The following is a 24,313-nucleotide window of genomic DNA, read 5'->3' as shown; positions in this document are numbered from 1 at the left end:
AGTAGGAGTGGCAATAACAACATAGGAGCATATATACGTGGAGCGATTAATAACATAATCAATCACATATCATTTCGTAATGGAACACGAACATATGAAAATCCAATGAGTCAATTGTTTTATGAATGGTTAAATAATAACTAATCTGTTCTTCAAAATCTCGTCTTGTTTCATTCATAAGTTGAATACCTTCAAGAGATTCAAAATACGATTTCAATTCATTTGCTACACGATTGGTAAACACTTGTCGTCTGTTATCATAACTACTCGACTATTCAATTTTTGATGAACGGTCAAACAGTTCTCGTACAAGGTCTTGATAATTGTGTACAATGTCTTTTTTCTTAACAGTTTTTGATGCGCCTGTTATATCTTTTTCTTCCGCATGTGTTTCCATTAATAACGGAATGATGTACCTTCTTTGGAATTTTAACAATCCCACATAATGCTCGTTCTGTAAGTAATGGCGATTCAATTTTAACTTTGCTACTCTTTCAAACATTTCCTCGTCTTCATAGCGCTCCAAGAACATCTTGTACACTTTCTCCAAAGTTGCTGCTTCTAATTTCTCGTCAGTATATGACGATTGGTTTATTTCAAATTCCGCTATGGTGAAATCTCGGAACTTATCAAACATTCCATCATGATAATTGTTGTATTTAATGCAAATGTCGATTGAATCATTTAACTTTTTGTAAGTATTGCTTAAAATTGCTCTGCTTTCAGTTGTGAACCATACTGTTAATCTGTCGTTCTCGTCGTCTACGTCAAAGCGCTTGCGACCTACCATTTGTTGTATTTGTACATGGTCGAATTGATTCAGAAGGATGATATGTTTCAAGTCCTTTTCCTTTAAATCAATGCCATTATCAATCGCTTTATTTGCAAGGGCTCCTTGAGTTGTAAATCGTTTATCCTGTACCAACAATCCAATTTTTCCTTGCATTTCTTCATCTTTCAGGCCACGGAATATACCATCACGTGTTGGAACCCACATCGAATGACAGTATTCTACGTCATATCCTTCTTCATTTAATTCTTCACATAAATTTGCAATCATTCCTCGTGCCTTTACATCTTCTACAAATACCAACCATTTTTCATCTGTAGGAATGCTTTTCAAGATTTCTTTTAGTGGTTTGTTGGAGCAAATGAAATCCATTCTGATTTCCCATCCCAATTCTTTGCGGTAATCCAAGAATACGTTTAATTGTATATTTTTAAATTTGAAGTATTCGAGAATTAATTGCGGTGTTGCCGTAAATAAAATGACAGGCTTTGTTTTCGCTACTTCAAGTAGTTTTGCCATGATGCGAACAGTTGTTAAATTCCATGCGTCTGCAATAAAGTAATGTGCCTCGTCACATATAATAACGTCTGCTTCATCAATTGCGATGATTGTGTCTTCAGTTGATACTTTCTGATAACTGCTTACATCAACGCTTTTGGAGTCGTACGCTTCAATTTGCTTATAAAGTTGTACTACATCTTCCTCGGTCTTAATTCGTACCGCCGTTCGATTAGATAGCAACAATGAATTTGCACTCGCAAAATTGTGATATTTACCATACTCACCGAAACCATAACTTTTGTTTTTAAACATCGGTTTGATTAAGTCCTCGATAATAAATGTTGATTTGCCTGGTCCTGTATTCCACAAGAAACCGAAGCAGCCCTGAATGGTAATGTTATATGTTTTTGCATGATGAAAAATTAGACCAAGCTTTAGAAAGTTACCCAAACGAAAGGTATGTGAACGGTGAAAAATACAGTAGATTTTGAACGTGTGAAAACGATATTGTTATTCGTGTCAGTAATAATAATGATGCTAATGTTTGCCATGACCGTGTGGGGCGATTTGTTTCATAAAGATGATGAAACGATAAGGCGAGAACAGGAGCGTGAAGCTCGACGGTTACAACGACAGGAAATGCTTAAAAATATGGAGTAAAGGGTGTACATGGTATGTACACCCTTTTCAGGCTGTGGAGAAAGTCTTCTCCACAGCCTTGTTTTGTGTCTGAACCTCTTTTTATGTGTCAACACTGATAAAAAAGAGGAAAAGGAGAGGTTTTTTATGATGGGTGCATTAAAAAATCATCGTGATGAACGTGTATCAGTTTCTGTAGAAGAATTAGTTCCACAAGACCATTTTCTTCGTGCGATTGAAGCTACAATCAGCTTTGATTTTATTGAAGAGAAGTTACGCCCCTATTACTGTGAAAATAATGGACGTCCTTCTATTCATCCAATCGTTTTATTTAAGATGATGTTTATTGGATATTTTTACGGTATTCGCTCAGAACGTCAACTAGAAAAAGAGATTAAAACCAATATTGCTTACCGTTGGTTTTTAGGATTTTCCCTATCAGATCCAATTCCAAATCATTCTACCATCAGCTGGAATCGCCGTACGCGCTTTATTCATACAAATATATTTGAAGAAATCTTTGATGAAATTGTACGTCAAGCGACGGAACACCGTATGGTGGGAGGACGTGCCTTGATGACAGATTCTACGCACATTAAAGCGAATGCCAATAAAAATAAATTTGTACATAAATTTAAAAAAGAAAAGCCAAAGTTTTATATAGAGGAACTAGAGGCTGCGGTTATGGAAGATCGTGAAGCTCATGAAAAAAAGAATTAAAACCTAGAAAGGAAAGTGATACCCCTACTAAAAAAATTCGTATAAGTACAACTGATCCAGATAGTGGCTTTTTAATGAGGGATGGAAAACCGAACGGTTTTCATTTCTTAGATCATCGTACGACTGATGCGAAGTACAATGTGATTACAGATACCTATATAACGGCTGGAAATGTAGCGGATTCCGAGCCGTATTTAGCACGCCTCCAAGCTCAAATTGATAAATTTGGATTCGAAGTTGAAGCTGTAGCACTTGATGCCGGTTATTTTACAGGTTATATCTGTAAGAAATTATCAGAACAGAATATATTTATGGTGATGGGGTATCGCCGATTTGGAAAACGGAATAAAGAAGTACCAAAAAGTCAATTTAAATATGAAGAAGAAACAGACGTATTTGCCTGTCCAATGGGATGTATTTTAGAATATGCGACAACGGATCGAGAAGGATACCGTCAATATAAATCTAATCCAACAGATTGTGCCGTTTGTCCATTGCGTGATAAATGTTTCTCAGAGAAACAAAAACAAAAAGTCATTACGCATCATATTTGGGAAGAATATAAAGATATCGCAAGAAAAAACAAATTAACAAGTACGGGTAAAAAGCTATATAAAGTACGCTGTTCTACAATTGAGCGGAGTTTTGCGGATGCCAAAGAACTACATGGTTATCGGTATGCCCGGTTTCGAGGGGTGAAGTATGTCCAAATGCAGGCCTATCTCACTGCAGCCTGCCAAAACATGAAAAAAATAGCCCTTCACCTGACCAAAAAGGGTCAGGTGAAGGGCTATTTTTTGTGTTTTTATCATGTATTACTATTTTGTACGAATTTCAGAATTCATACATTCCAGAGTGTAGGAAACCCTAAAGGGTTTCCAAACACTCTGTAAAGGGTGTACATGGTATGTACACCCTTTTTTTATTTCAAAAGTGCTCACATTGTGAGAAACTTCCATTGTTTCAAGGTGTGTCGTGCTATTCGACAGACCTATGATTTTCATAAAAATGTAATTGAATATTAATATCTAATGGGAAACAAGTGTTCCTTATTGAAATGTATTGATTGATAGGCATAATTTGGATCTTCATGTGTTTACCATCAATGTAACCAATAATTACATACCAACCTGGTGGGTAAGCGCTATTAAACGTTGTTTGCCACTCTTGATATCTTTGGCCAGATACTGGGTCTTGTGAAAACGTTGGATTGATTGTAAGATATCATTGCTAATGAACCGTCCTGCTGAACTTTGAAGATTTTTACTTGGTCTTTGCTCGTTCCAGGATTAGCTTCAGTTCTTTTCTTTGCCATGTAGAACATCTGTCCATTGTGATATCCATCTTCTACATAATAAGCTAAATCAGGTGTGAAGGCAGGAATGAACTCATTTTAAATCATAGTGTTTGTAATTCCCCATTCATCTTTTAGTGGGTCGCTGTAAGCTGCTGATGCTTGTTTTGGTTGAATAAGCTTGTTGTTGCTACTGCTCCTAAAGCTCCTGTTAACGCAATTGTAGCTAATTTTTTCATAAGAAATTTCTCCGATTTAAATTATTTGATTGGTCCTGTAATGAAATTGTAAACCGTGCGGTCAGCTTTGATGTCAAAACGTGCTTCCATGGTTGGAAATCTAGGGTTCACAGGAATTGAGCTTAGCTCTCTATCAATAATTGGTTGATAGATTTTAATTCGATACCCACCAGCTGCTAATTTACTTACATTAATGCTTGTGCTGCTAGTTCCTTGTCCATAAGAACTTGTTGTATCGGTATAAACATGTTTGCTTAAAGGTCCTTGTTGAACAATTTTTCCTGTATTATCTTGAATCGTATAACGTGGTTGATAATCAGTAATATCTGGGTCGTCGCTTGTTACTACAACTATTTTTGCTTTCAATATATTGATAGCTGAACTTGAATAAGCTACATCAATACTTCTGACGCTTTCACCATGTAACACACCGTCGCCAACATAATCGATGTCTGTTCCTTGAACAAAGAAAGGAATGTCCGTAATGCTTGACCATGTTCCATCTGGCTTTTTATATTCAACCATAACCCTGTAGCTATCGTTTTGATTCATAAACGGTAGTGTTAAAGAAAGAGTTGCTGTTCCGTCAGCTTTTGTTGTTTGAACAGGTGAATAAACATTCCCATTAGGTGAATCAACTGCTAATCGGAGTTGACCATTGCTAACGGTTGCACCTGTACTATCGGTCATTTTAACCGTGTGCGTTAATACATCGCCTTTCTTAACTTCCATACGGTCACTGAATGCTAAACCATTTAGCTTCCATGTACTTTCATCATAAAAATTTGAATCATCTTTCCATTCTGTAATCACTGCTGCTGCTGCTTTTGTTGGTTGTGAAAATTCTGCAACCGTAATTCCCCCAATTGCTAATGCTCCAGCTAATGCGATTGCTTTAAATGATTTCATTTGTTGTTTCCCCCGAAATTTTGTGATTTGTAGCAATTTACCGACATGCTCAGGTCGTCAAGTTTATTTCTTGCATTGGAAGCTATGTGCAGGTTTTCCTTTTTTACCTTTTGCAACGTAAAGAGTTATGAATTATCAATACTTTCCAAACTAATAAAACATTCATTTAAATCCCCAGGATTTAAATGAATCACCTTCTACAGGATGTGAAGTAATAACGCGATACTCTTTTTGTGATTTAAAAAGTTTCTTTCATAAAAAAAGCTCTTGTAACATCTATTCTGTGCATTTTCCTAGCTTCGAGGTCAATGTGAATCTCCTGTGTTGCTGGTTCAAAATATCTGAAAAAAGAACTTTTATGTGTATTACCAATTCCTTTATCACCATGCTTATTTTCCAAATTTAAAAAATCCCTGTGTTGCAAAAATATAAATTCCCTTCTAAAAACATTTAAACGTGTTCTGGTCTGAATAATTTGATGAACATTACAAGAACCCCTTTTCAGATTTATTCCATTATATCACAATTAAGGGATATATATTCTTTTTTGTGATAAATTTTATTTATAGCATTTGAAGGAAATTATAACCGTTTGTCAAAATGTATATCCTGAAGGGTGGTGTTAAAACACTATAAATTAATATACTATTTAAATGATGGTGAAACTTGGGACGAAAAAATTCAGGATGCCCAATTAAGTGCTGACTAAATTGCGTTTATGTTGAATCATTTTCAAAGTTCAGAAAGTATGGAAGTAGAAAGTCAATCAACAGGTGATAAAAGAAAAGTGAGTGAAATTAAATCAATTTTAGTATTTTAATGTAAAACATCCTTACAAGGATGTTTTTTTATTTTCACTTATATATGAAGAAAATCGGCTTGAAGAAAAATATTAGAAAAAAATCTCCATTCCTTCCTTACACAACCGAATCAATCAATATAATAGTGGTGTAATGAAAAACAAAAACAAAATGGAGAATGAATTATTATGACAACAGAAATTAAAAATACAACAAAAGAAATGGAAGTATCACTGAAATTGGATTACAAAGGTAGCGAAATTATTATTGATGAAGCTCGCAAACTTAAAGCTGAAAATAACGAATTGAAAGCGAAACTTGAAATTCATGAAGAATCAATTAAACATTTATTAAATTGGTTAATTGAAATCGGAGAATTAATTGGCATTGATATTCAACGAGATTTCAATGGAGAATTTAATGAGGAATTTATTGAAGAAGTTTACAATTGCACTGAGGACCAACTTGCGGTGAATGAGTTCGACCTTGAACGACAAGATAAAATTATTGAAGCCCAAAAAGAGTCAATTGAAGCTAATAAAAAAAATCGTTAGCAACTCTAATTTAATTCTCATAATGTTAGCAAAACAACTTGAAACAAAATACAATGATGAACTTGGTAAAGCGTATTTAAAAGTAATTAAATAAACAACAACTAAGTAACAAATTATCAATGGGAGCTCTTGAATGAGTTCTCAATATGTTAAAATCATACTATATAAATATAACATATAAATTATTATTATGAAAAATTTAACAGTAGAATCGGCATTAAAGGTAAATTACATGAAAGAACTAGTTATGTTAACGGAATTGGAGCGACAATTACAACGTGGAAACATTGATTACTGGGTTTTCGAAGATTGTGGCAAAGTTGGACTATCTGTAACGACTGAATTTTGGCAAGATTTGTTGGGAATCAGTATTTCAATCAAACACGAAGATTTGCAAAGTTTTTATTTGGTTCAAGCGTTTGTAATTGATAATCGTGATTGGGAAATGATTGAATTAAACCCTGCAACTTTTGCAACAATGATTGAGGCTTATCATGAAATTGAACGAATTATAGGTCGTTTGCCAGAGGTTGTTGAACAATCATTGCTTGAAAATCAGGAAGATGCTGATTATGTAACTGGAGTTGTCGAAGTTTTTCGAGAAATTGCTGACGAGCATCCAAAAGGAATTGCTATCAGGTAACAATGAAACAAATAGACATCACCAGACCACCAATAAAAGTTGGTGGTTTTTTAATTTGTTACGATTAGCATTTTACAATCTGAACGCCTCACTATAATGGGCGTGCAAAGGAGAGCGAACAACTAACCGATTTACATTGTGAATATAAAAAGTATTATGGGATGAAAGTGACATGAGATATGTAATAGAATAATATGTGAGGATATTTGCATATTAAAAAGAAATGAGTGTTAAAAATGAAATTAAGATTTTCAGATTGGTTAGATAATCAAGAAATAGAAGCTGAGGCGAAAGATTTATTCGGTGAGGGTGTAAAATGCTATAAAGCATCAGCATATTGAGCGGCTCTTCTCTTTTCATATTTGGGTTTTCAAACTGTAATTAAACATGGAATGTTATCATCAAAAACACCAGAAGGATATGAAGATTCTCAATGGGGTCACATCCAAAAAGAATTACAAAAAGATGATACCTGGGAAAAGAATATAATAAAAGTTATAAGAGATAAGAAAAAGCCTGAATTTAAATTTTCTGAAGATTTATGTGAACAATATATATATTGGAAGAATCGAAGAAATGATTGTGCTCATGCAAAAAGAAACGCTATAGATTATCCACATGTAGAGAGTTTCTGGTTATTCATAGAATCCAATTTGTCAAAATTTGTAGTTAATGGTGGAAGAGCACATATTGTTGAACAAATTAAAAATTACTTAAATCCATCTATTACTCCAAGTGGAACAGATGTTGGGCCGATTATAAAACAAGTTCCTTTTGCTGTAGAACTAATTGAATATAAGGATTTTTTAGAGGAGTTGCTAAAAGTAACCAAAGGTTGGAAAAAAGGTTTTTCATTCATGGATACCTCTGAGATTTTAGTGTGGTCAGAACTTTTTACATTGCCAGAAGAGAGAAGTAAAATCCTTATTAATTTCTTAAAGGATAATCGTAGATTTACCTTTTTCCTCTTGAGAGAAAATCCAAACCTCGTTAAATATTTCCACAAAGAGCCTGAATTTTTACGGCTTTTATGGAAAGAGGATTTTTCAATTCCAGCCGATTATAAGATATTTATAATGATGGTTCAAAATAATTTAATTCCAGAAGGACAATTAGAAGAATTATTTTTGCATATGTTTAATAAGGTTCCATCACACATATTTGGTGAAAGTCCTTTTGTAGATAAAATAGATGAAGTTCAGAAATTGATTTTAAAAGAAAGAGGATTCTTTGACAGTTTTTACAAACATGCTTTTGTGTCAAGAGAAATAAGGCACCATTTTAATTGGGGTAATGATAATAAAGATTTAGTCGTATATTACCTTGAGAATTTTGAACTAAATGAGACGATAGTAAACGCTTTAAATAGCGCTATAAACGCTCAATATCCTCCTAGACATTTAAGAGAAGCTTTAAAGTCTTTTTATCAGTCAAATAAAAGTCTTTGGGAAAAACATAAAGATATTTGCGATGATTTAGGGGAAACAATACCTGATTGTTTAACGGAAATCTCCTTTGATTCTAAATAAAATATTCTACTTTTATATGCCCATTATCTTAATTGAAAGTGGCCATCATTTTTTAGTTTCTTCTATAATATATAAAACTTTAATTTTGGAAACTGCTTCTTGTTTCCAAATCCGTAGTGATGATATAATGTGTGCAACGAAACAAATGAATGAATACATGCCAATAAACTACAAGGGTGTGTATCAAAATATTGAATTTGAAAACGTATTGTTTATGCGTTTTTACCATACAAAATGAGCAAAATGAGCCCATGTCTTCCGAGTTCATCGCAATGATTGCGGATAAGTTAAGGTTTGAACATAAGACTTCGTAAACGCTGATATCTTAGGGTTTTTGAGTGGTTGTTGGTGATGTGAAGTTACCAATAAGCTTCTTTTCGTACTAACTAATAACGTTAATGTATTTTAATAAACACCGTCTTTTATTGGTTTGTAAATTAAACTAATAAAAGACGGTGTTTTTCGTTGTGACTGAATTTGAATTATAGCTTGATCATTTTAGTGGGGAAGTCATCCGTGATATAATAAAATACGAAACAGAATTCATAATAAAAAGCCCTGCGAAACAGGACTGTATTATTCTTCGTCTTTATTTTGCTTTTCTAATTCAACCAACTTTTGAATTAAAATGTGTTGTGGCATATGCATAAGCTGTTCAAGTGGAACACCTAGAGCTTTTGATAGACGAATTGCAGTGTCCGGAGAAATTTGTAATGGTCTCATAGAAGTACCTCCTTTTTCGTATAGTATAGCATAAGATTGGGGGAGTGAGGATGACTCTTATATTTGCGCATCGTGGTGCGGCGGGAACATACCCAGAAAATACAATGATTTCGTTTGAAGCGGCGGAATCTTTTCGAGCAGATGGTATTGAATTAGATGTCCAATTAACGAAGGATGGAAAAGTTGTTGTCATTCATGATGAAACAGTGAATCGAACAACGAATGGAAAAGGTGCTGTTCGAAACTATTTATACGAGGATTTACGCAAACTGGATGCGAGTTACAAGTTTGGTGAGAAGGTGGGGTTTTGCCACATTCCTTTATTAGAAGAAGTGCTTGAATGGTTACAGAAGAATCAATTATTACTTAATATTGAACTTAAAAATGATAAAATTCCATATCGGGGTTTAGAAGAAGAAGTTATCACGCTTGTACGAAAGTTTAGTTTAGAGGAACGAGTTATTTTCTCTTCCTTTAATCACTATAGTATGAAGCGATGTCATATGATGGCCCCAGATATTAAAACGGCTATTTTATACCGGGAAGGTTTACATAGTCCTTGGGCATACGCTCAAAAAATGGGTGCTACTGCAGTTCATCCAAACTACCGTTATCTTCAGGATGCGATTGCTGAATTAACAATGGAAAGTGGAGTAGAGGTGCGCCCTTATACAATAAATGAAGAAACGCTTATGCGTAAATATTTTGATATGAATATATCGGCTATTATTACTGATTATCCAGAAAGGGCGAGAGCTTTATTACAGATAAAAAAATGAGACCTTTACATAAGGGTCTCATTTTTTCTACCTTCTAAAGCGAGCTTGTACTTTATTTCGCTTACGATCTCGATGTAAGACGAATCCTCCAAAAATATAAAACCCGAGTGCAAAACAAAAGACACCAATTAAAAATTGTAGCCATAATACAGGGATTGGAGAAAAAAGAATACCGAATACAGTATCTCTCATTAATTTAATGCCAAGCACAGCTAATGAAATGGGAATGAGTGCTAATAATAGAGCAAGGTAACGCTGCATAGGTAACACTCCTTTTCAGATTATTTCGTATATATTAAATGATGTTATATGAAAAGGGGGTTTGTCAAGAGAATGATGAGCGAGTAAGATAAAGGTGTGAAAAATTTTGCAGAGATACTTCGAGAGGAAGTGTAATGTATGAAACAAAACGTTTTAATTATTGGGGCGGGTGAAGGTGGAAGCACGCTCCTTGGCTTGTTGCAAAGTTCAAATATATTTCAAATTCTTGGTATTATTGATATTAATCCGGAGGCTAAAGGGTTAGAAATTGCTAAGGAATATGGAATTATGGTTGGTGATGATATAGCTCCGTTTCTTTCTATGCATATTGATGTGATGTTTGATATGACAGGTGACTATAATTTACATAAAGTTTTATTGGAGAAAAAGAATAAAGACACTCTTCTTATACCAGGGGATATTGCAAAAATTGTCGCGCGATTAGCGCATGAGAAGGAAGACTTAATTGAAAAGCTGGAAGAACAGACACAACAAGGGAATTTAATTTTAAATTCTACACATGACGGCATGATTGTTATAGATCAAGAAGGACAAGTGCGTTTATTTAATAAAAGTGCAGAACGCATTACAGGTTATAAAAAAGATGAAGCGATAGGAAAGTACATTTTAGAAGTCATTCCAACGAGTAAGTTGCTTCGTATTATACGGACGAAACAAATAGAAGTGAATTATGAACTAACGTTAGAAAATGAAAAAAAAATTATCACAACGCGTATCCCGATATTGAAAGAAGATGGGGAAGTTCAAGGGGCATTTGCGATTTTTAAAGATATTACAGAAGTTGTAGATTTAGCGGAAGAAGTTACAGATTTAAAAGAAATTCAAACGTTACTTGAGGCGATTATCAACTCATCTGAGGAAGCGATTTCGGTCGTAGATGAGAAAGGAAGAGGGTTAGTTATAAACCCTGCTTATACGAAGTTAACGGGTTTGACAGAAGAGGATATTATTGGGAAACCAGCCACAACTGATATTGTAGAAGGCGAAAGTATGCATATGAAAGTACTTCGGACTCGTAGAGCGGTGCGCGGGATACATATGAAAATTGGTCAGAAGAAACGTGATGTAATTGTAAATGTTGCTCCAGTTATTGTTGACGGAATATTGAAGGGAAGCGTTGGGGTAATACGTGACGTATCAGAAATTCAAAAGTTAACAAATGAATTAAATCGAGCGAGACAAATTATACGAACGTTAGAAGCGAAATATTCCTTTGACGATATTGTTGGAACGTCTGATGAGACGACAGCTGCAATTGAACAAGCGAAACTTGGAGCAAACACACCAGCGACAGTGCTGCTTCGCGGTGAGTCCGGGACGGGTAAAGAGTTATTTGCACATGCCATCCATAATGGTAGTAATCGAAAGTACAATAAATTCGTTAGAGTAAACTGTGCTGCAATTTCTGAGACTTTATTAGAAAGTGAATTGTTCGGTTATGAAGAAGGTGCATTTTCTGGTGCGAAAAGAGGTGGAAAACGAGGTTTCTTTGAAGAAGCAAACAATGGAAGTATTTTTCTAGATGAGATTGGAGAGTTATCTGCAAATACGCAAGCGAAGCTCCTGCGTGTATTACAGGAAAAAGAGATTGTTAAAGTAGGAGGAACGAAGGCGATTCCTATTAACGTTCGAGTGATTGCAGCGACACATGTAAATTTAGAAAAAGCCATTTTAGAAGGGAAGTTTAGAGAAGACCTCTATTATCGCTTGAATAAAATTCCGATTCAAATTCCGGCTCTTCGTCAGCGGAAAGGAGATATTCCTGCAATTGCTGAAAGGTTAATTCAAAAAATTAATCAAGATTACGGTCGCAACGTAGAAGGGTTAACAGATTCAGCGATCTCCTTTTTACAATCATATGATTGGCCTGGGAATGTTAGGGAACTTGAAAATATTTTAGGGCGGGCAATCATTTTTATGAACTATAACGAAATGTATATTGATGTACATCATTTACCACCTTTACATAAAGAGGAGCAAACGGAATCAAAACAAAATAATGTGGTATCTGAATTAGAAGAAAAGTCGCTTGAACATTTAGTGGCAGAGTTTGAAGGAAACATTATTCATGAATATTTAAAGAAATTTGATGGGAATAAGACGAAGACTGCAAAAGCGTTAGGGATTTCGGTTCGAAATTTATATTACAAGCTTGAAAAGTATGACTGTGCAAAAAATAGCATGCAATAAATTGCATACCACGCAATTTATTGCATGGTATGCAAAAAGTTACAAATTAAGACAGAATATTTAGGTATTTTTAAAAGTATTGATTTTACTGCATTTTGTATGCGTTTTCATGATTGGTAAGACCACTTTTAAAAGTTGGCACGGTATTTGCTTAATAAATAGGCGAGGGACGACGGAAAGGGTTGATTACAAAATATGAAGTTAGAACATCTAATTGATCAAGCGGCAGGACAGCCTAAAAAAAACGTGGCTGTAGCAGTAGCTGAAGATCATGAAGTAATTGAAGCTGTAGCGAAAGCAATCGAATTACAGTTAGCTCAATTTCGTCTATATGGAAATCAAGAAAAAATAATGGGGATGCTACAAGAACATGGATTACAAACTTCAGAACATATTCAAGTGATTGCAGCGCAGTCAACTGCTGAGGCTGCAGAACTTTCTGTCAAAGCTGTAAGAAATGGCGAAGCAGATGTGCTTATGAAGGGGAACATCCCGACAGCGAACATTTTGAAAGCTGTATTAAATAAAGAGTGGGGGCTTCGTAAGGGCAGCGTGCTTTCTCATGTTGCAGCGTTTGAAGTTCCAAATTACAACCGCCTTATTTTTGTTACAGATGCAGCGATGAATATTGCACCTGATGTAACACAAAAAGTTGCTATTATACAAAATACTGTAGAAGTTGCACGGGCAATAGGAATTGAATTGCCAAAGGTTGCACCAATTGCAGCAGTGGAAGTTGTGAATCCAGCGATGCAAGCAACAATTGACGCAGCGATGCTAACACAAATGAATCGCCGTGGACAAATTAAAAATTGCATTGTGGATGGACCACTTGCTTTAGATAATGCAGTATCACAAATTGCATCAGAGCATAAAGGCATAGTAAGTGATGTAGCAGGTAAGGCAGACATTTTACTCGTCCCAACAATTGAAGCTGGAAATGTGCTATATAAATCACTCGTTTATTTTGCAAATGCAAAAGTAGGAGCGATGATTGCTGGCGCTAAAGCACCGATTGTTTTAACATCTCGTGCTGATTCAGCAGAAACAAAAGTATATTCATTAGCATTGGCAGTTGCGACTGCTTCAAAATAAACCAAAAAGGGTAAAACAATTAGGGGGAAATGAAAATGGCATTAGAAATCTTCGAATACTTAGAAAAATATGATTATGAGCAAGTAGTATTTTGTCAAGATAAAGAATCTGGATTAAAAGCAATCATTGCAATTCATGATACAACGCTTGGACCAGCTCTTGGTGGAACAAGAATGTGGACATATGATTCTGAAGAAGCGGCGATTGAAGATGCATTACGTCTTGCAAAAGGGATGACATACAAAAACGCAGCAGCTGGCTTGAACTTGGGTGGTGCAAAAACAGTTATTATCGGTGATCCACGCAAAGATAAAAGTGAAGCAATGTTTCGTGCATTAGGACGTTACATTCAAGGATTAAACGGACGTTACATTACAGCAGAAGATGTTGGTACAACAGTTGACGATATGGATATCATCCATGAAGAAACTGATTTCGTAACAGGAATCTCACCTTCATTCGGTTCTTCTGGTAACCCATCTCCAGTAACTGCATACGGTGTTTACCGTGGTATGAAAGCAGCTGCAAAAGAAGCATTCGGTACAGATAGCCTAGAAGGAAAAGTAATTGCTGTCCAAGGTGTTGGTAACGTAGCATATCACCTATGCAAACATTTACACGCTGAAGGAGCAAAATTAATCGTTACAGATATTAATAAAGAAGCTGTGCAACGTGCTGTAGAAGAATTTGGTGCGACAGCAGTTGAGCCAAATGAAATTTACGGTGTTGAATGTGATATTTACGCACCATGTGCATTAGGTGCAACAATCAATGATGAAACAATTCCACAACTGAAAGCAAAAGTAATTGCAGGTTCTGCCAATAATCAATTAAAAGAAAACCATCATGGTGACACAATTCATGAAATGGGAATTGTATACGCACCAGACTATGTTATTAATGCAGGTGGTGTAATTAACGTAGCAGATGAATTATATGGATACAATAGAGAACGTGCATTAAAACGTGTTGAGTCTATCTATGACACAATTGCAAAAGTAATCGAAATTTCAAAACGTGATGGCGTAGCAACTTATGTTGCAGCAGACCGTTTAGCTGAAGAGCGTATTGCAAGCTTGAAAAACACTCGTAGCACATACTTACGCAACGGTCACGATATAATTAGCCGTCGCTAATTATTCATATACAACTTTTACAAAAGCTGTGGTTACCTCGTATGAGGTTTCCACTGCCTTTTGAATTTATTGGTGGAGGTATCAACATTGTCCTTAAATCGAATTCTTGTTATCAATCCGGGGAGTACATCCACGAAAATTGGTGTTTTTGATAATGAAAGACCTGTTTTAGAAGAAACAATTCGTCATGATGAAGAGAAGATTGGAAAATATAAGCGAATTATTGATCAGTATGAATTTCGAAAAGAAACAATTTTGGAAGTTTTACATTCTCATGGTATTAATATTTCAAAATTGAACGCTGTTTGCGGGCGCGGTGGATTACTTCGTCCAATCGAAGGCGGAACATATACAGTAAACGATGCGATGTTAGAAGATTTAAAAAATGGATTTAGCGGTCATCACGCTTCAAATCTTGGAGGCATTTTAGCATATGAAATTGCTTCTGGATTAAATATTCCGGCATTCATTGTGGATCCTGTTGTTGTAGATGAAATGGAGCCGATTGCTCGTATAAGCGGTATTGCCGGAATGGAACGTAAAAGTATTTTCCATGCATTAAACCAAAAAGCGGTTGCTCGTAAAGTGGCTGAAGAATTAAATCACAAATATGAGGATTTAAATTTATTAGTTACACATATGGGCGGTGGTATTACAGTTGGTGCTCATAAAAAAGGAAAAGTTATCGATGTTAATAATGGCTTAAACGGAGAAGGACCATTTAGTCCAGAGCGTGCTGGTACAGTACCAGTAGGACAACTAGTTGAGATGTGTTTCTCTGGCGAGTATTACCGTGACGAAATGGTTAAAAAACTTGTCGGACAAGGTGGACTTGTAAGTCTGATCGGTACAAATGATGCGATTAAAGTAGAACAAATGGTTGAAAAAGGTGATCCTGAAGCAACTCTTATTTATAAAGCAATGGCATATCAAGTTGCAAAAGAGATTGGCGGAGCTAGCGCTGTACTTCACGGGAAAATCGATGCAATCGTATTAACTGGCGGACTTGCATACAGTAAAATACTTGTCGATGAAATAAAAGAACGAGTGGACTGGATTGCAGATGTTATCGTACATCCAGGAGAAGATGAATTACAAGCATTAGCAGAAGGAGCACTTCGTGTATTACGTGAAGAAGAAGCTCCAAAAGAATATGTTGTACGTGAAAAAGAAACGGTAGCTAGGGGTTGAGATAATGGCAAAAGAATATGATTTAGTCATCGTTGGCGGCGGTACTGGTGGATATGTTGCTGCTATTCGTGCATCACAACTAGGTTTAAAAACTGCACTTGTTGAAAAAGAAAATCTTGGTGGTACTTGTTTACACAAAGGATGTATTCCTAGTAAAGCTCTTTTACGTAGTGCGGAAGTATACGCAACTGCTAAAAAAGGCGAAGAGTTCGGGGTTATTGCAAGTAATGTAGAACTAAACTTTGCTAAAGTACAAGAGCGTAAAGAGAAGATTGTAACGCAACTTCATAAAGGCGTTCAACATTTAATGAAACAAGGTAAAATTGATGTGTTTGAAGGTATTGGCCGTATTCTTGGCCCGTCTATTTTCTCTCCGATGCCAGGGACAATTTCAGTTGAACTTGCAAGTGGAGAAGAGAATGAAATGTTAATTCCAAAAAATGTACTTGTTGCAACAGGTTCTCGTCCTAATTCATTACCAGGTTTAGAATTAGACGGAGAGTACGTAATGTCTTCGGATCATGCCCTAAAAATGGAAACGCTTCCTAGCTCGATTATTATCGTTGGTGGCGGTGTAATCGGTATTGAGTGGGCATCTATGCTTGCTGACTTCGGTGTAGAAGTTACAGTGTTAGAGTATGCGAAAACTATATTACCACTAGAAGATCAGGACGTTTCAAAAGAAATGCAACGTCTATTCAAGAAAAAAGGTATTAAAGTGGTAACTGGTGCAAAAGTATTACCAGAAACATTGGTAAAAGATAATGGAGTAACAATTCAAGCTGAACATAACGGTGAGAATAAAGAATTTAAAGCAGAAAAAATGCTTGTATCTGTAGGAAGACAAGCCAATACGCAAAATATTGGTTTAGAGAATACTGATATCGTTGTGGAAAAAGGATACATTCAAACAAATGAGTTTTATCAAACAAAAGAATCTCATATTTACGCAATTGGAGATGTAATCGGTGGCTTACAACTTGCTCACGTTGCTTCTCATGAAGGAATTGTTGCAGTAGAACATATTGCAGGGAAAGAAGTTACACCAATTGATTACTCTATGGTATCAAAATGCGTATATAGCAGTCCAGAAGTTGCTTCTGTTGGTTTAACAGAACAAGAAGCGAAAGAAAAAGGCTATAAGTTGAAAGTAGGTAAGTTCTCATTCCGCGCAATCGGAAAAGCGCTTGTATACGGAGAATCTGATGGTTTTGTAAAACTTGTAGTTGATGAAGAAACAAATGACATTCTTGGTGTTCATATGATTGGACCACATGTAACAGATATGATTTCTGAAGCTGGTCTTGCAAGAGTACTTGATGCAACACCTTGGGAAGTAGCACATACAATTCATCCGCATCCATCATTATCTGAGGCGATTGGTGAAGCTGCACTTGCTGTAGATGGAAGAGCGTTACACGCATAAAAATGTGGATTTAGGAGGTTATGAAAAATGGCAGAAGTAAAAGAAAAGCGCCATGAAGAGCTTGGCTTAAGTGATGAGCAAGTATTAGAAATGTTCCGTACGATGTTACTTGCACGTAAAATCGACGAACGTATGTGGTTATTAAACCGTGCAGGTAAAATTCCATTCGTAATTTCTTGTCAAGGACAAGAGGCTGCGCAAGTTGGAGCAGCGTTCGCTCTTGATAGAGAGAAAGATTATGCATTACCATACTACCGTGATATGGGTGTTGTACTAGCGTTCGGTATGACAGCAAAAGAACTAATGTTATCTGGTTTCGCAAAAGCTGGAGATCCAAACTCTGGTGGTCGTCAAATGCCTGGTCACTTCGGTCAAAAGAAAAATCGTATTGTGACAGGTTCATCTCCAGTAACAACACAAGTACCACATGCAGTTGGTATTGCATTAGCTGGAAAAATGGAGAAGAAAGATTTAGTAACATTTGTTACATTTGGAGAAGGTTCATCTAACCAAGGTGATTTCCATGAAGGTGCAAACTTTGCGGGTGTACACAAATTACCTGTTATTTTCATGTGTGAAAATAACAAATACGCAATCTCTATTCCAGTTGAAAAACAATTAGCATGTAAAAATGTATCCGATCGTGCAATTGGTTACGGTATGCCTGGATATACAGTAGACGGAAACGATCCGCTTGCAGTATATAAAGCAGTAAAAGAGGCTGCAGACCGTGGACGTCGTGGTGAAGGTCCAACTTTAATTGAAACAGTATCATATCGTTTAACAGCACATTCTAGTGATGATGATGATCGTGTTTATCGTGATAAAGAAGAAGTAGAAGAAGCAAAGAAAAATGATTCAATTATAACATTTGCTGCTTATTTAAAAGAAGTTGGCGTGTTAACTGAGGAATCTGAAAAACAAATGTTAGATGAACTTATGCATATCGTAAATGAAGCAACAGAATATGCAGAAAATGCTCCGTATGCAGCACCTGAAGATGCATTGAAGCACGTATACGCAGAATAGGGGGGAACGTTTCATGGCTGTAATGTCTTATATTGATGCTATTACATTAGCGATGCGCGAGGAAATGGAACGCGATGAGAAAGTATTCGTTTTAGGTGAAGATGTTGGTAAAAAAGGTGGCGTATTTAAAGCAACACACGGATTGTATGATCAATTTGGTGAAGAGCGTGCGCTAGATACACCACTTGCAGAATCTGCAATTGCTGGAGTAGCAATTGGTGCGGCAATGTATGGTATGCGTCCAATCGCTGAAATGCAGTTTGCTGATTTTATTATGCCAGCAGTAAATCAAATTGTTTCTGAGGCAGCAAAAATTCGTTATCGTTCTAATAATGATTGGACTTGTCCAATTACAGTGCGTGCACCATTTGGTGGCGGTGTTCACGGTGCATTGTATCATTCACAATCTGTAGAAGCGATGTTTGCAAACCAACCAGGTTTAAAAATTGTTATCCCTTCTACACCATATGATGCAAAAGGCTTATTAAAAGCTGCAATTCGTGATGAAGATCCAGTACTATTCTTTGAGCATAAGCGTGCATATCGCTTAATTAAAGGTGAAGTGCCAGAAGATGACTACGTATTACCAATCGGAAAAGCAGATGTAAAACGCGAAGGTGATGATATTACTGTTATCACTTACGGATTATGTGTTCACTTTGCTCTTCAAGCAGCTGAGAAGTTAGCACAAGATGGTATTTCTGCACACATTCTTGATTTACGTACTGTGTATCCGTTAGATAAAGAAGCAATCATTGAAGCTGCTTCTAAAACAGGTAAAGTTCTTCTTGTAACAGAAGATAATAAAGAAGGAAGCATTATGAGTGAAGTGGCAGCAATTATCGCTGAAAATTGTCTGTTTGATTTAGATGCACCAATTGCACGTCTTGCAGGCCCAGATGTTCCAGCAATGCCATATGCACCAACAATGGAAAAATTCTTTATGGTAAATCCAGATAAAGTTGAAAAAGCAATGCGTGAACTTGCGGAATTTTAATCGGGGGGACTATACATGGCTGTAGAAAATATTACAATGCCTCAGCTCGGGGAGAGCGTTACAGAGGGCACAATTAGTAAATGGCTCGTTAATGTTGGCGATCACGTAAATAAGTATGATCCGCTTGCAGAAGTAATGACAGATAAGGTAAATGCTGAAGTACCGTCTTCTTTCACTGGTATTGTGAAAGAGTTAATAGCTGGTGAAGGTGATACGTTAGCTGTAGGTGAAGTAGTTTGTGTCATTCAAGTAGAAGGTGCAGACGAAGTAGCAGCAACAGCTGTAGAAGAGAAAACAAAAGAAGAACCAAAAGTAGAAGTAGCTATACCTGAAAAAGCACAGAAAGTGAAACAACCAACTGATGGGAAACCTCGTTTTTCACCAGCAGTTTTAAAACTTGCGGGCGAGCATAACGTTGATTTAGATTTAGTTGAAGGTACGGGAGCAAATGGCCGTATTACGCGTAAAGATATTTTGAAATTAGTGGAATCTGGAAATATTCCACAAGTAGGTGTGAAGAAAGAGGAAGTTACTGTTCCTGTACAAGAGCGCCAAGAAGCACCGAAGGTGGCTGTAGCAGCGGCACCGAAAGTAGAAGCTGCAAAACCAGTTTCCGTACCGACTGTGCCTGGAGATATCGAAATTCCGGTAACAGGTGTGCGTAAAGCAATCGCGGCGAATATGTTACGCAGTAAACACGAGGCACCTCACGCTTGGATGATGATTGAAGTAGATGTGACAAACCTTGTATCATATCGTAACTCAATTAAAGGTGAATTTAAAAAGCGTGAAGGTTTCAATTTAACATTCTTTGCTTTCTTCGTAAAAGCAGTTGCGCAGGCATTAAAAGAGTATCCACAAATTAACTCAATGTGGGCTGGCGATAAAATTGTTCAGAAGAAAGATATTAACCTTTCAATCGCTGTAGCAACAGAAGATGAACTATTTGTACCAGTTATTAAACAAGCGGACGAAAAAACAATTAAAGGTATCGCTCGTGAAATTACAGAACTTGCAGGAAAAGTACGTACGAAATCATTAAAAGCTGATGAAATGCAAGGCGGTACATTTACAATTAATAATACAGGATCATTTGGTTCTGTTCAGTCTATGGGTATTATTAATTACCCACAAGCTGCTATTTTACAAGTAGAATCAATTGTAAAACGTCCAGTTATTATGGATAATGGTATGTTTGGTGCACGCGACATGGTTAACTTATGTCTATCGCTTGACCACCGTGTACTTGATGGTTTAATTTGTGGTAAATTCTTAGGTCGCGTAAAAGAAATTTTAGAAAACGTATCAGAGAATAACACGTCTGTATATTAATAAAAAGCTCGCATCTGCGAGCTTTTTATGTTCCATAAAAAAGATAAATCTCTTCAGTTTCTATTCCACTATGTAAAGCAAACATTTTCCCAGTAATCTTACAATGAATGATAATGTATGAGGAATTTACGAAAATACATTGCTGATATATGGTATATAGATATAAAATAAGAAAAGAATAATTTTTTGGCAAATCTTACTGACGAAACTGTAGTATAATATATTGTATTGTATGAAAAAGAAAGTTATTCTATATAAGTGTTTTATAGATAATGTGCAATCAGTCGTCAAAACATGAAGAGTGTTGACTCCTGGTTTTTTATTTTGTCGTACCAATGTTTCAGGAGGATGTCATGAAAAGAAGTACCGAGTTCCTAAAGAGTTTAGATGTAAAATTAATTTTAATTTTGTGTGTACTATGTGTCACGAGCATAACTGCTATATATAGCAGTCAGCAAACGGGACAATATGGAGCGGAAAACTTTGCAATGAAACAAGGAATCAACTATATAATAGGTGTTGTATTGTTACTTCTTGTTGCAAGTATCGATTTAGATCAATTACAAAAGTTATCTTGGCCGCTGTATATTGCTGGATTTGTTTCTATTGTAATACTAAAGATACTACCAGTTTCGAGTTTTACACCTGAAATATTAGGTGCAAAAAGGTGGTTTAGGTTCCCAGCTATTGGAGCTATACAGCCATCAGAGTTTTTCAAAATTGCATTACTCATGTTAGTTGCAAGTTTAGCAGTGAAGCATAATGCAAAATATATGGTACGAACATTTCAAACGGATTTAATATTAGTAGGTAAAATTATTTTAGTTTCAATTCCGCCTTCCTTGTTCGTATATAGTCAACCAGATACAGGAATGGTTTTCTTATACGCAGCAGCAATTGCGTGTATTCTGTTTATGTCAGGAATTCAAAAGAAATTAATTGCTTTATGTACAGTCATTCCGGTGACTATATTATCTACGTTAATATTTATTTACGTAAAATATCCAGATATCTTTTTCAACAAGCTGGTTACTTTATTAAAACCTCACCAACAATCCCGTATTTTAGGTTGGTTAGCTCCATTTGAGCATACGGATCAAGGATATCAAACACAACAATCGATTTTAGCGGTTGGTAGCGGGGGAATGGATGGAAAAGGATTTGGCTACGGAAACGTCTATATTCCGGAGAAACATACTGACTTCATTTTTGCGACAATTGCTGAAGAAGGTGGATTTATAGTCGCAGCTTTAGTTGTGTTCATGTTCCTTTTACTTCTTTATCGAACAATTATAATTGGTTATTCAGCGGAAAATTTGTTTGGTACATTATTATGTGCAGGAGTTATTGGGGTTTTAACACTGCAAATTTTTCAAAATATCGGTATGATTGTTGGGTTAATGCCTGTAAAAGGTATTGCTCTACCATTTCTTTCGTACGGGGGGAGCTCCTTATTCTCAAATATGATGATGATGGGACTCGTTTTATCGGTGCGGAAAACGTATAAAAAGTACATGTTTTCAGTTAAGTAAAAAAAGCTGATTCGTTTTAAAACGAATCAGCTTTTCTACATATATACGCCTAAATCTCACAAACTAAAACAAGAGTGTAGTTTGCGATGATTAAGGAGTGCAAAGGCATGCATATGTATATTTTTGAAGGAGCAAAGAATCTTTCTACTAGTGAATGGATTGTTCGGGCGATTATAGCGTATATATTTTTAATTCTCGTTGCCAAAGCAATGGGACAAAGGTCTATTGCACAGCTCCGTTTTTTAGATGTTGTATTAGTGTTATTACTTGGAGGGAATATTTCTAACGCATTATCTGATGAGAAGGTTGGGTTATTTGGATCAATGCTTACAACGTTTATACTCGTTGTACTTCACATTATAAGCTCAGTTTTAATGTTGAAATGGGATAGATGGAGGCGCTTTTTAGAACCAGCACCTATTATTCTTATACATAACGGTGCAATCGATTTTAGTAACTTGAAAAAAGCGAGAATTACAGTAGAATATTTATTTTCTGAACTCCGTATACAAAATGTTAGTGATATTGAAACGATTAAACTAGCTTTATGGGAAGCGAGTGGAGTCATTTCTATCTTTCAGTATCCAGAATACGAAACTGTTTCTCGGCTTGATTTGAAAGTAGCGGGGAGGAAATCGCCGATTGCTTTTATTTTAGTTAAGGACGGGAAAATTCAAAAGGATGTACTGGCTTTATTAGGAAAAACAGAAGATTGGGTAAAAGGATTTTTATCGAAGGAGGCAGAGGTCGAAGCAATCAAATTAGCGACAGTAGATGAAACATATAAAATAAATATTTTGTTAAAAAAATGAAAAATATACGCATTTTGTCGTTTCGTACATATGATACAATAGTGTGGACAACGAAAGAACAAAAGGGAGGTGTTTCAATGGGATATGTAGAAGAGTTACGAAAAATAGTTGGTCATCGCCCTTTAATTTTAGTTGGTGCTGTTGTACTCGTAATAAATGAAGAAGGTAATGTTTTATTACAACAACGAACGGAGCCATACGGAAAGTGGGGATTGCCTGGCGGGTTAATGGAGCTTGGAGAATCACCAGAAGAAACAGCTTGCCGTGAAGTATATGAAGAAGCCGGGATACATGTGAAAAATTTACGTTTAATCAATGTGTTTTCTGGAGCTAATTATTTTATAAAATTAGCAAATGGGGATGAATTTCAATCTGTAACAACAGCTTATTATACAGATGAGTATGAGGGGAATTTTTCGATGAATAAAGAAGAAGCTGTTCAGCTTAAATTTTTTCCAGTAAGCGAACTTCCTGATTATATTGTAGGTTCACATAAAAAAATGATTGAAGATTATGTGAAAATTGAAAAAAATAAAGGGAGTACGATATAATAGTGAAGGAAGTACAAAAACACAGTTCTGGTTGGTAGTCCAGACGCATGATTTCATGTCAGTAACCTTCCCCTCCGGGATGTCCAGTATTTCTAAATTTTTTTAAGGAGGGGCTGTCAATGGAGTTGACAGTATATCATGATGGTCGATTTTTTGCAGGAATGATTACGCACAAAGAAAAAGGAAAGCTATATGGAGCAAGGTATATTTTTGGAACGGAACCATCAGATGAAGAAGTGCTTATATTTGTAAATGGTCCGATGCTAGCGTATTTTCAGCACTTTGCAAGATGTGGTGTAGAGGTTAGAGAAAAACAGCGTCCGAAAAATATAAAGCGTGTCATACGGGAAGCGGCAAAAGAAGTGAGTATAAAACGTTTTACAAAGGCACAAGAGGCAATTAGTTTATCTTATGAGTTGCATAAACAAGAAAAGCGAGTGCAATCTAAAGAGAAACGAGAAGCTGAAAAGCAAAGAAAACGTTTTATAAAAGTGCAAAAGGCAAAGCAAAAACATCGAGGTCACTAATATAAAAGGTGTTAGAGCTCTCGCTCTAACATCTTTTATATGCTAAAACACAAGCAAACTTACTTGTATTCCCCAAACATTAACTGGTAAGAT

21 protein-coding genes and 1 pseudogene are annotated in these 24,313 nt (G+C 36.0%); 17 read left to right on the top strand and 5 right to left on the bottom strand.

Annotated features, from left to right (window positions below; translation table 11 throughout):
* Positions 1-58 precede the first annotated feature (58 nt).
* A complete protein-coding gene (locus DJ93_RS33660; RefSeq protein WP_241484273.1) occupies positions 59-244 on the bottom strand; it encodes a hypothetical protein in 186 nt (61 codons plus the stop codon).
* A 27-nt stretch (positions 245-271) separates the two neighbouring features.
* A complete protein-coding gene (locus DJ93_RS06450; RefSeq protein ID WP_241484272.1) occupies positions 272-1,660 on the bottom strand; it encodes a DEAD/DEAH box helicase family protein in 1,389 nt (462 codons plus the stop codon).
* 417 nt (positions 1,661-2,077) lie between these two features.
* Between DJ93_RS06450 and DJ93_RS30140 the strand changes: the two are divergent.
* Positions 2,078-3,447: pseudogene (locus tag DJ93_RS30140) on the top strand (IS1182 family transposase); the annotation flags it as partial.
* Positions 3,448-4,204: 757 nt separating this feature from the next.
* Here DJ93_RS30140 and DJ93_RS06430 read toward each other — a convergent pair.
* A complete protein-coding gene (locus DJ93_RS06430; RefSeq protein WP_152569954.1) occupies positions 4,205-5,128 on the bottom strand; it encodes a hypothetical protein in 924 nt (307 codons plus the stop codon).
* 952 nt (positions 5,129-6,080) lie between these two features.
* On the opposite strand from DJ93_RS06430, the gene DJ93_RS06420 reads away from it, so the two are divergent.
* From DJ93_RS06420 to DJ93_RS06410, 3 genes are all read left to right on the top strand, one after another.
* Positions 6,081-6,446, top strand: coding sequence for a hypothetical protein (locus DJ93_RS06420; protein ID WP_241484271.1), 366 nt, complete (start codon positions 6,081-6,083; stop codon positions 6,444-6,446).
* Positions 6,447-6,678: 232 nt separating this feature from the next.
* Positions 6,679-7,089: a hypothetical protein gene (locus tag DJ93_RS06415; RefSeq protein ID WP_042979760.1), complete on the top strand. Its 411-nt coding sequence runs from the start codon at positions 6,679-6,681 to the stop codon at positions 7,087-7,089.
* Between the two features lie 392 nt (positions 7,090-7,481).
* Entirely contained in the window at positions 7,482-8,618 is a 1,137-nt protein-coding gene (locus DJ93_RS06410) for a hypothetical protein (RefSeq protein ID WP_142920624.1), read from the top strand.
* Between the two features lie 576 nt (positions 8,619-9,194).
* Here DJ93_RS06410 and DJ93_RS06400 read toward each other — a convergent pair.
* On the bottom strand, positions 9,195-9,341 hold the full coding sequence (locus DJ93_RS06400) for a YycC family protein (protein WP_042979757.1): 147 nt from the start codon (positions 9,339-9,341) through the stop codon (positions 9,195-9,197).
* Positions 9,342-9,391: 50 nt separating this feature from the next.
* Here DJ93_RS06400 and DJ93_RS06395 point away from each other — a divergent pair, with 50 nt between their 5' ends.
* Positions 9,392-10,120: a glycerophosphodiester phosphodiesterase gene (locus tag DJ93_RS06395; RefSeq protein ID WP_042979756.1), complete on the top strand. Its 729-nt coding sequence runs from the start codon at positions 9,392-9,394 to the stop codon at positions 10,118-10,120.
* A gap of 27 nt (positions 10,121-10,147) precedes the next feature.
* On the opposite strand, the gene DJ93_RS06390 is transcribed toward DJ93_RS06395, so the two are convergent.
* A complete protein-coding gene (locus tag DJ93_RS06390; protein ID WP_042979753.1) occupies positions 10,148-10,381 on the bottom strand; it encodes a DUF2627 domain-containing protein in 234 nt (77 codons plus the stop codon).
* 138 nt (positions 10,382-10,519) lie between these two features.
* Between DJ93_RS06390 and DJ93_RS06385 the strand changes: the two genes are divergently transcribed.
* The 12 genes from DJ93_RS06385 to DJ93_RS06330 all read left to right on the top strand — a co-directional run bounded on the left by DJ93_RS06385 (position 10,520) and on the right by DJ93_RS06330 (position 24,220).
* Positions 10,520-12,592, top strand: a complete 2,073-nt coding sequence (locus tag DJ93_RS06385) for a sigma-54 interaction domain-containing protein (protein WP_042979752.1) — start codon at positions 10,520-10,522, stop codon at positions 12,590-12,592.
* A gap of 195 nt (positions 12,593-12,787) precedes the next feature.
* On the top strand, positions 12,788-13,687 hold the full coding sequence (gene yqiS / locus DJ93_RS06380; RefSeq protein ID WP_042979751.1) for a phosphate butyryltransferase: 900 nt from the start codon (positions 12,788-12,790) through the stop codon (positions 13,685-13,687).
* 35 nt (positions 13,688-13,722) lie between these two features.
* The gene (locus DJ93_RS06375; protein ID WP_042979750.1) at positions 13,723-14,823 is read left to right on the top strand and encodes a leucine dehydrogenase; all 1,101 of its coding nucleotides are present in this window, start codon (positions 13,723-13,725) and stop codon (positions 14,821-14,823) included.
* Between the two features lie 87 nt (positions 14,824-14,910).
* Complete coding sequence (buk, locus tag DJ93_RS06370; protein WP_042979749.1) at positions 14,911-16,014, top strand: butyrate kinase; 1,104 nt, start codon at positions 14,911-14,913, stop codon at positions 16,012-16,014.
* A 4-nt stretch (positions 16,015-16,018) separates the two neighbouring features.
* Positions 16,019-17,440: a dihydrolipoyl dehydrogenase gene (gene lpdA / locus DJ93_RS06365; RefSeq protein WP_042979748.1), complete on the top strand. Its 1,422-nt coding sequence runs from the start codon at positions 16,019-16,021 to the stop codon at positions 17,438-17,440.
* Between the two features lie 27 nt (positions 17,441-17,467).
* Positions 17,468-18,469 carry a 3-methyl-2-oxobutanoate dehydrogenase subunit alpha gene (gene bfmBAA, locus DJ93_RS06360; protein ID WP_042979747.1) on the top strand — a complete coding sequence of 334 codons (1,002 nt, stop codon included), beginning with the start codon at positions 17,468-17,470 and terminating at the stop codon, positions 18,467-18,469.
* 13 nt (positions 18,470-18,482) lie between these two features.
* Positions 18,483-19,466 carry a 3-methyl-2-oxobutanoate dehydrogenase subunit beta gene (bfmBAB, locus tag DJ93_RS06355; protein WP_001979335.1) on the top strand — a complete coding sequence of 328 codons (984 nt, stop codon included), beginning with the start codon at positions 18,483-18,485 and terminating at the stop codon, positions 19,464-19,466.
* A 15-nt stretch (positions 19,467-19,481) separates the two neighbouring features.
* A complete protein-coding gene (locus DJ93_RS06350) occupies positions 19,482-20,798 on the top strand; it encodes a dihydrolipoamide acetyltransferase family protein (protein WP_042979746.1) in 1,317 nt (438 codons plus the stop codon).
* 353 nt (positions 20,799-21,151) lie between these two features.
* The gene (locus DJ93_RS06345) at positions 21,152-22,330 is read left to right on the top strand and encodes an FtsW/RodA/SpoVE family cell cycle protein (protein ID WP_042979745.1); all 1,179 of its coding nucleotides are present in this window, start codon (positions 21,152-21,154) and stop codon (positions 22,328-22,330) included.
* A gap of 107 nt (positions 22,331-22,437) precedes the next feature.
* The gene (locus DJ93_RS06340; RefSeq protein WP_042979744.1) at positions 22,438-23,142 is read left to right on the top strand and encodes a DUF421 domain-containing protein; all 705 of its coding nucleotides are present in this window, start codon (positions 22,438-22,440) and stop codon (positions 23,140-23,142) included.
* Positions 23,143-23,219: 77 nt separating this feature from the next.
* Complete coding sequence (locus DJ93_RS06335) at positions 23,220-23,693, top strand: NUDIX hydrolase (RefSeq protein ID WP_042979743.1); 474 nt, start codon at positions 23,220-23,222, stop codon at positions 23,691-23,693.
* A gap of 119 nt (positions 23,694-23,812) precedes the next feature.
* A complete protein-coding gene (locus DJ93_RS06330; RefSeq protein WP_042979742.1) occupies positions 23,813-24,220 on the top strand; it encodes a YjdF family protein in 408 nt (135 codons plus the stop codon).
* The last annotated feature ends 93 nt before the right edge of the window (positions 24,221-24,313 follow it).

It is taken from the genome of Bacillus clarus (assembly GCF_000746925.1).
GTDB lineage: Bacteria > Bacillota > Bacilli > Bacillales > Bacillaceae_G > Bacillus_A > Bacillus_A clarus.
This window is presented reverse-complemented; position numbering and strand designations above follow the sequence as displayed.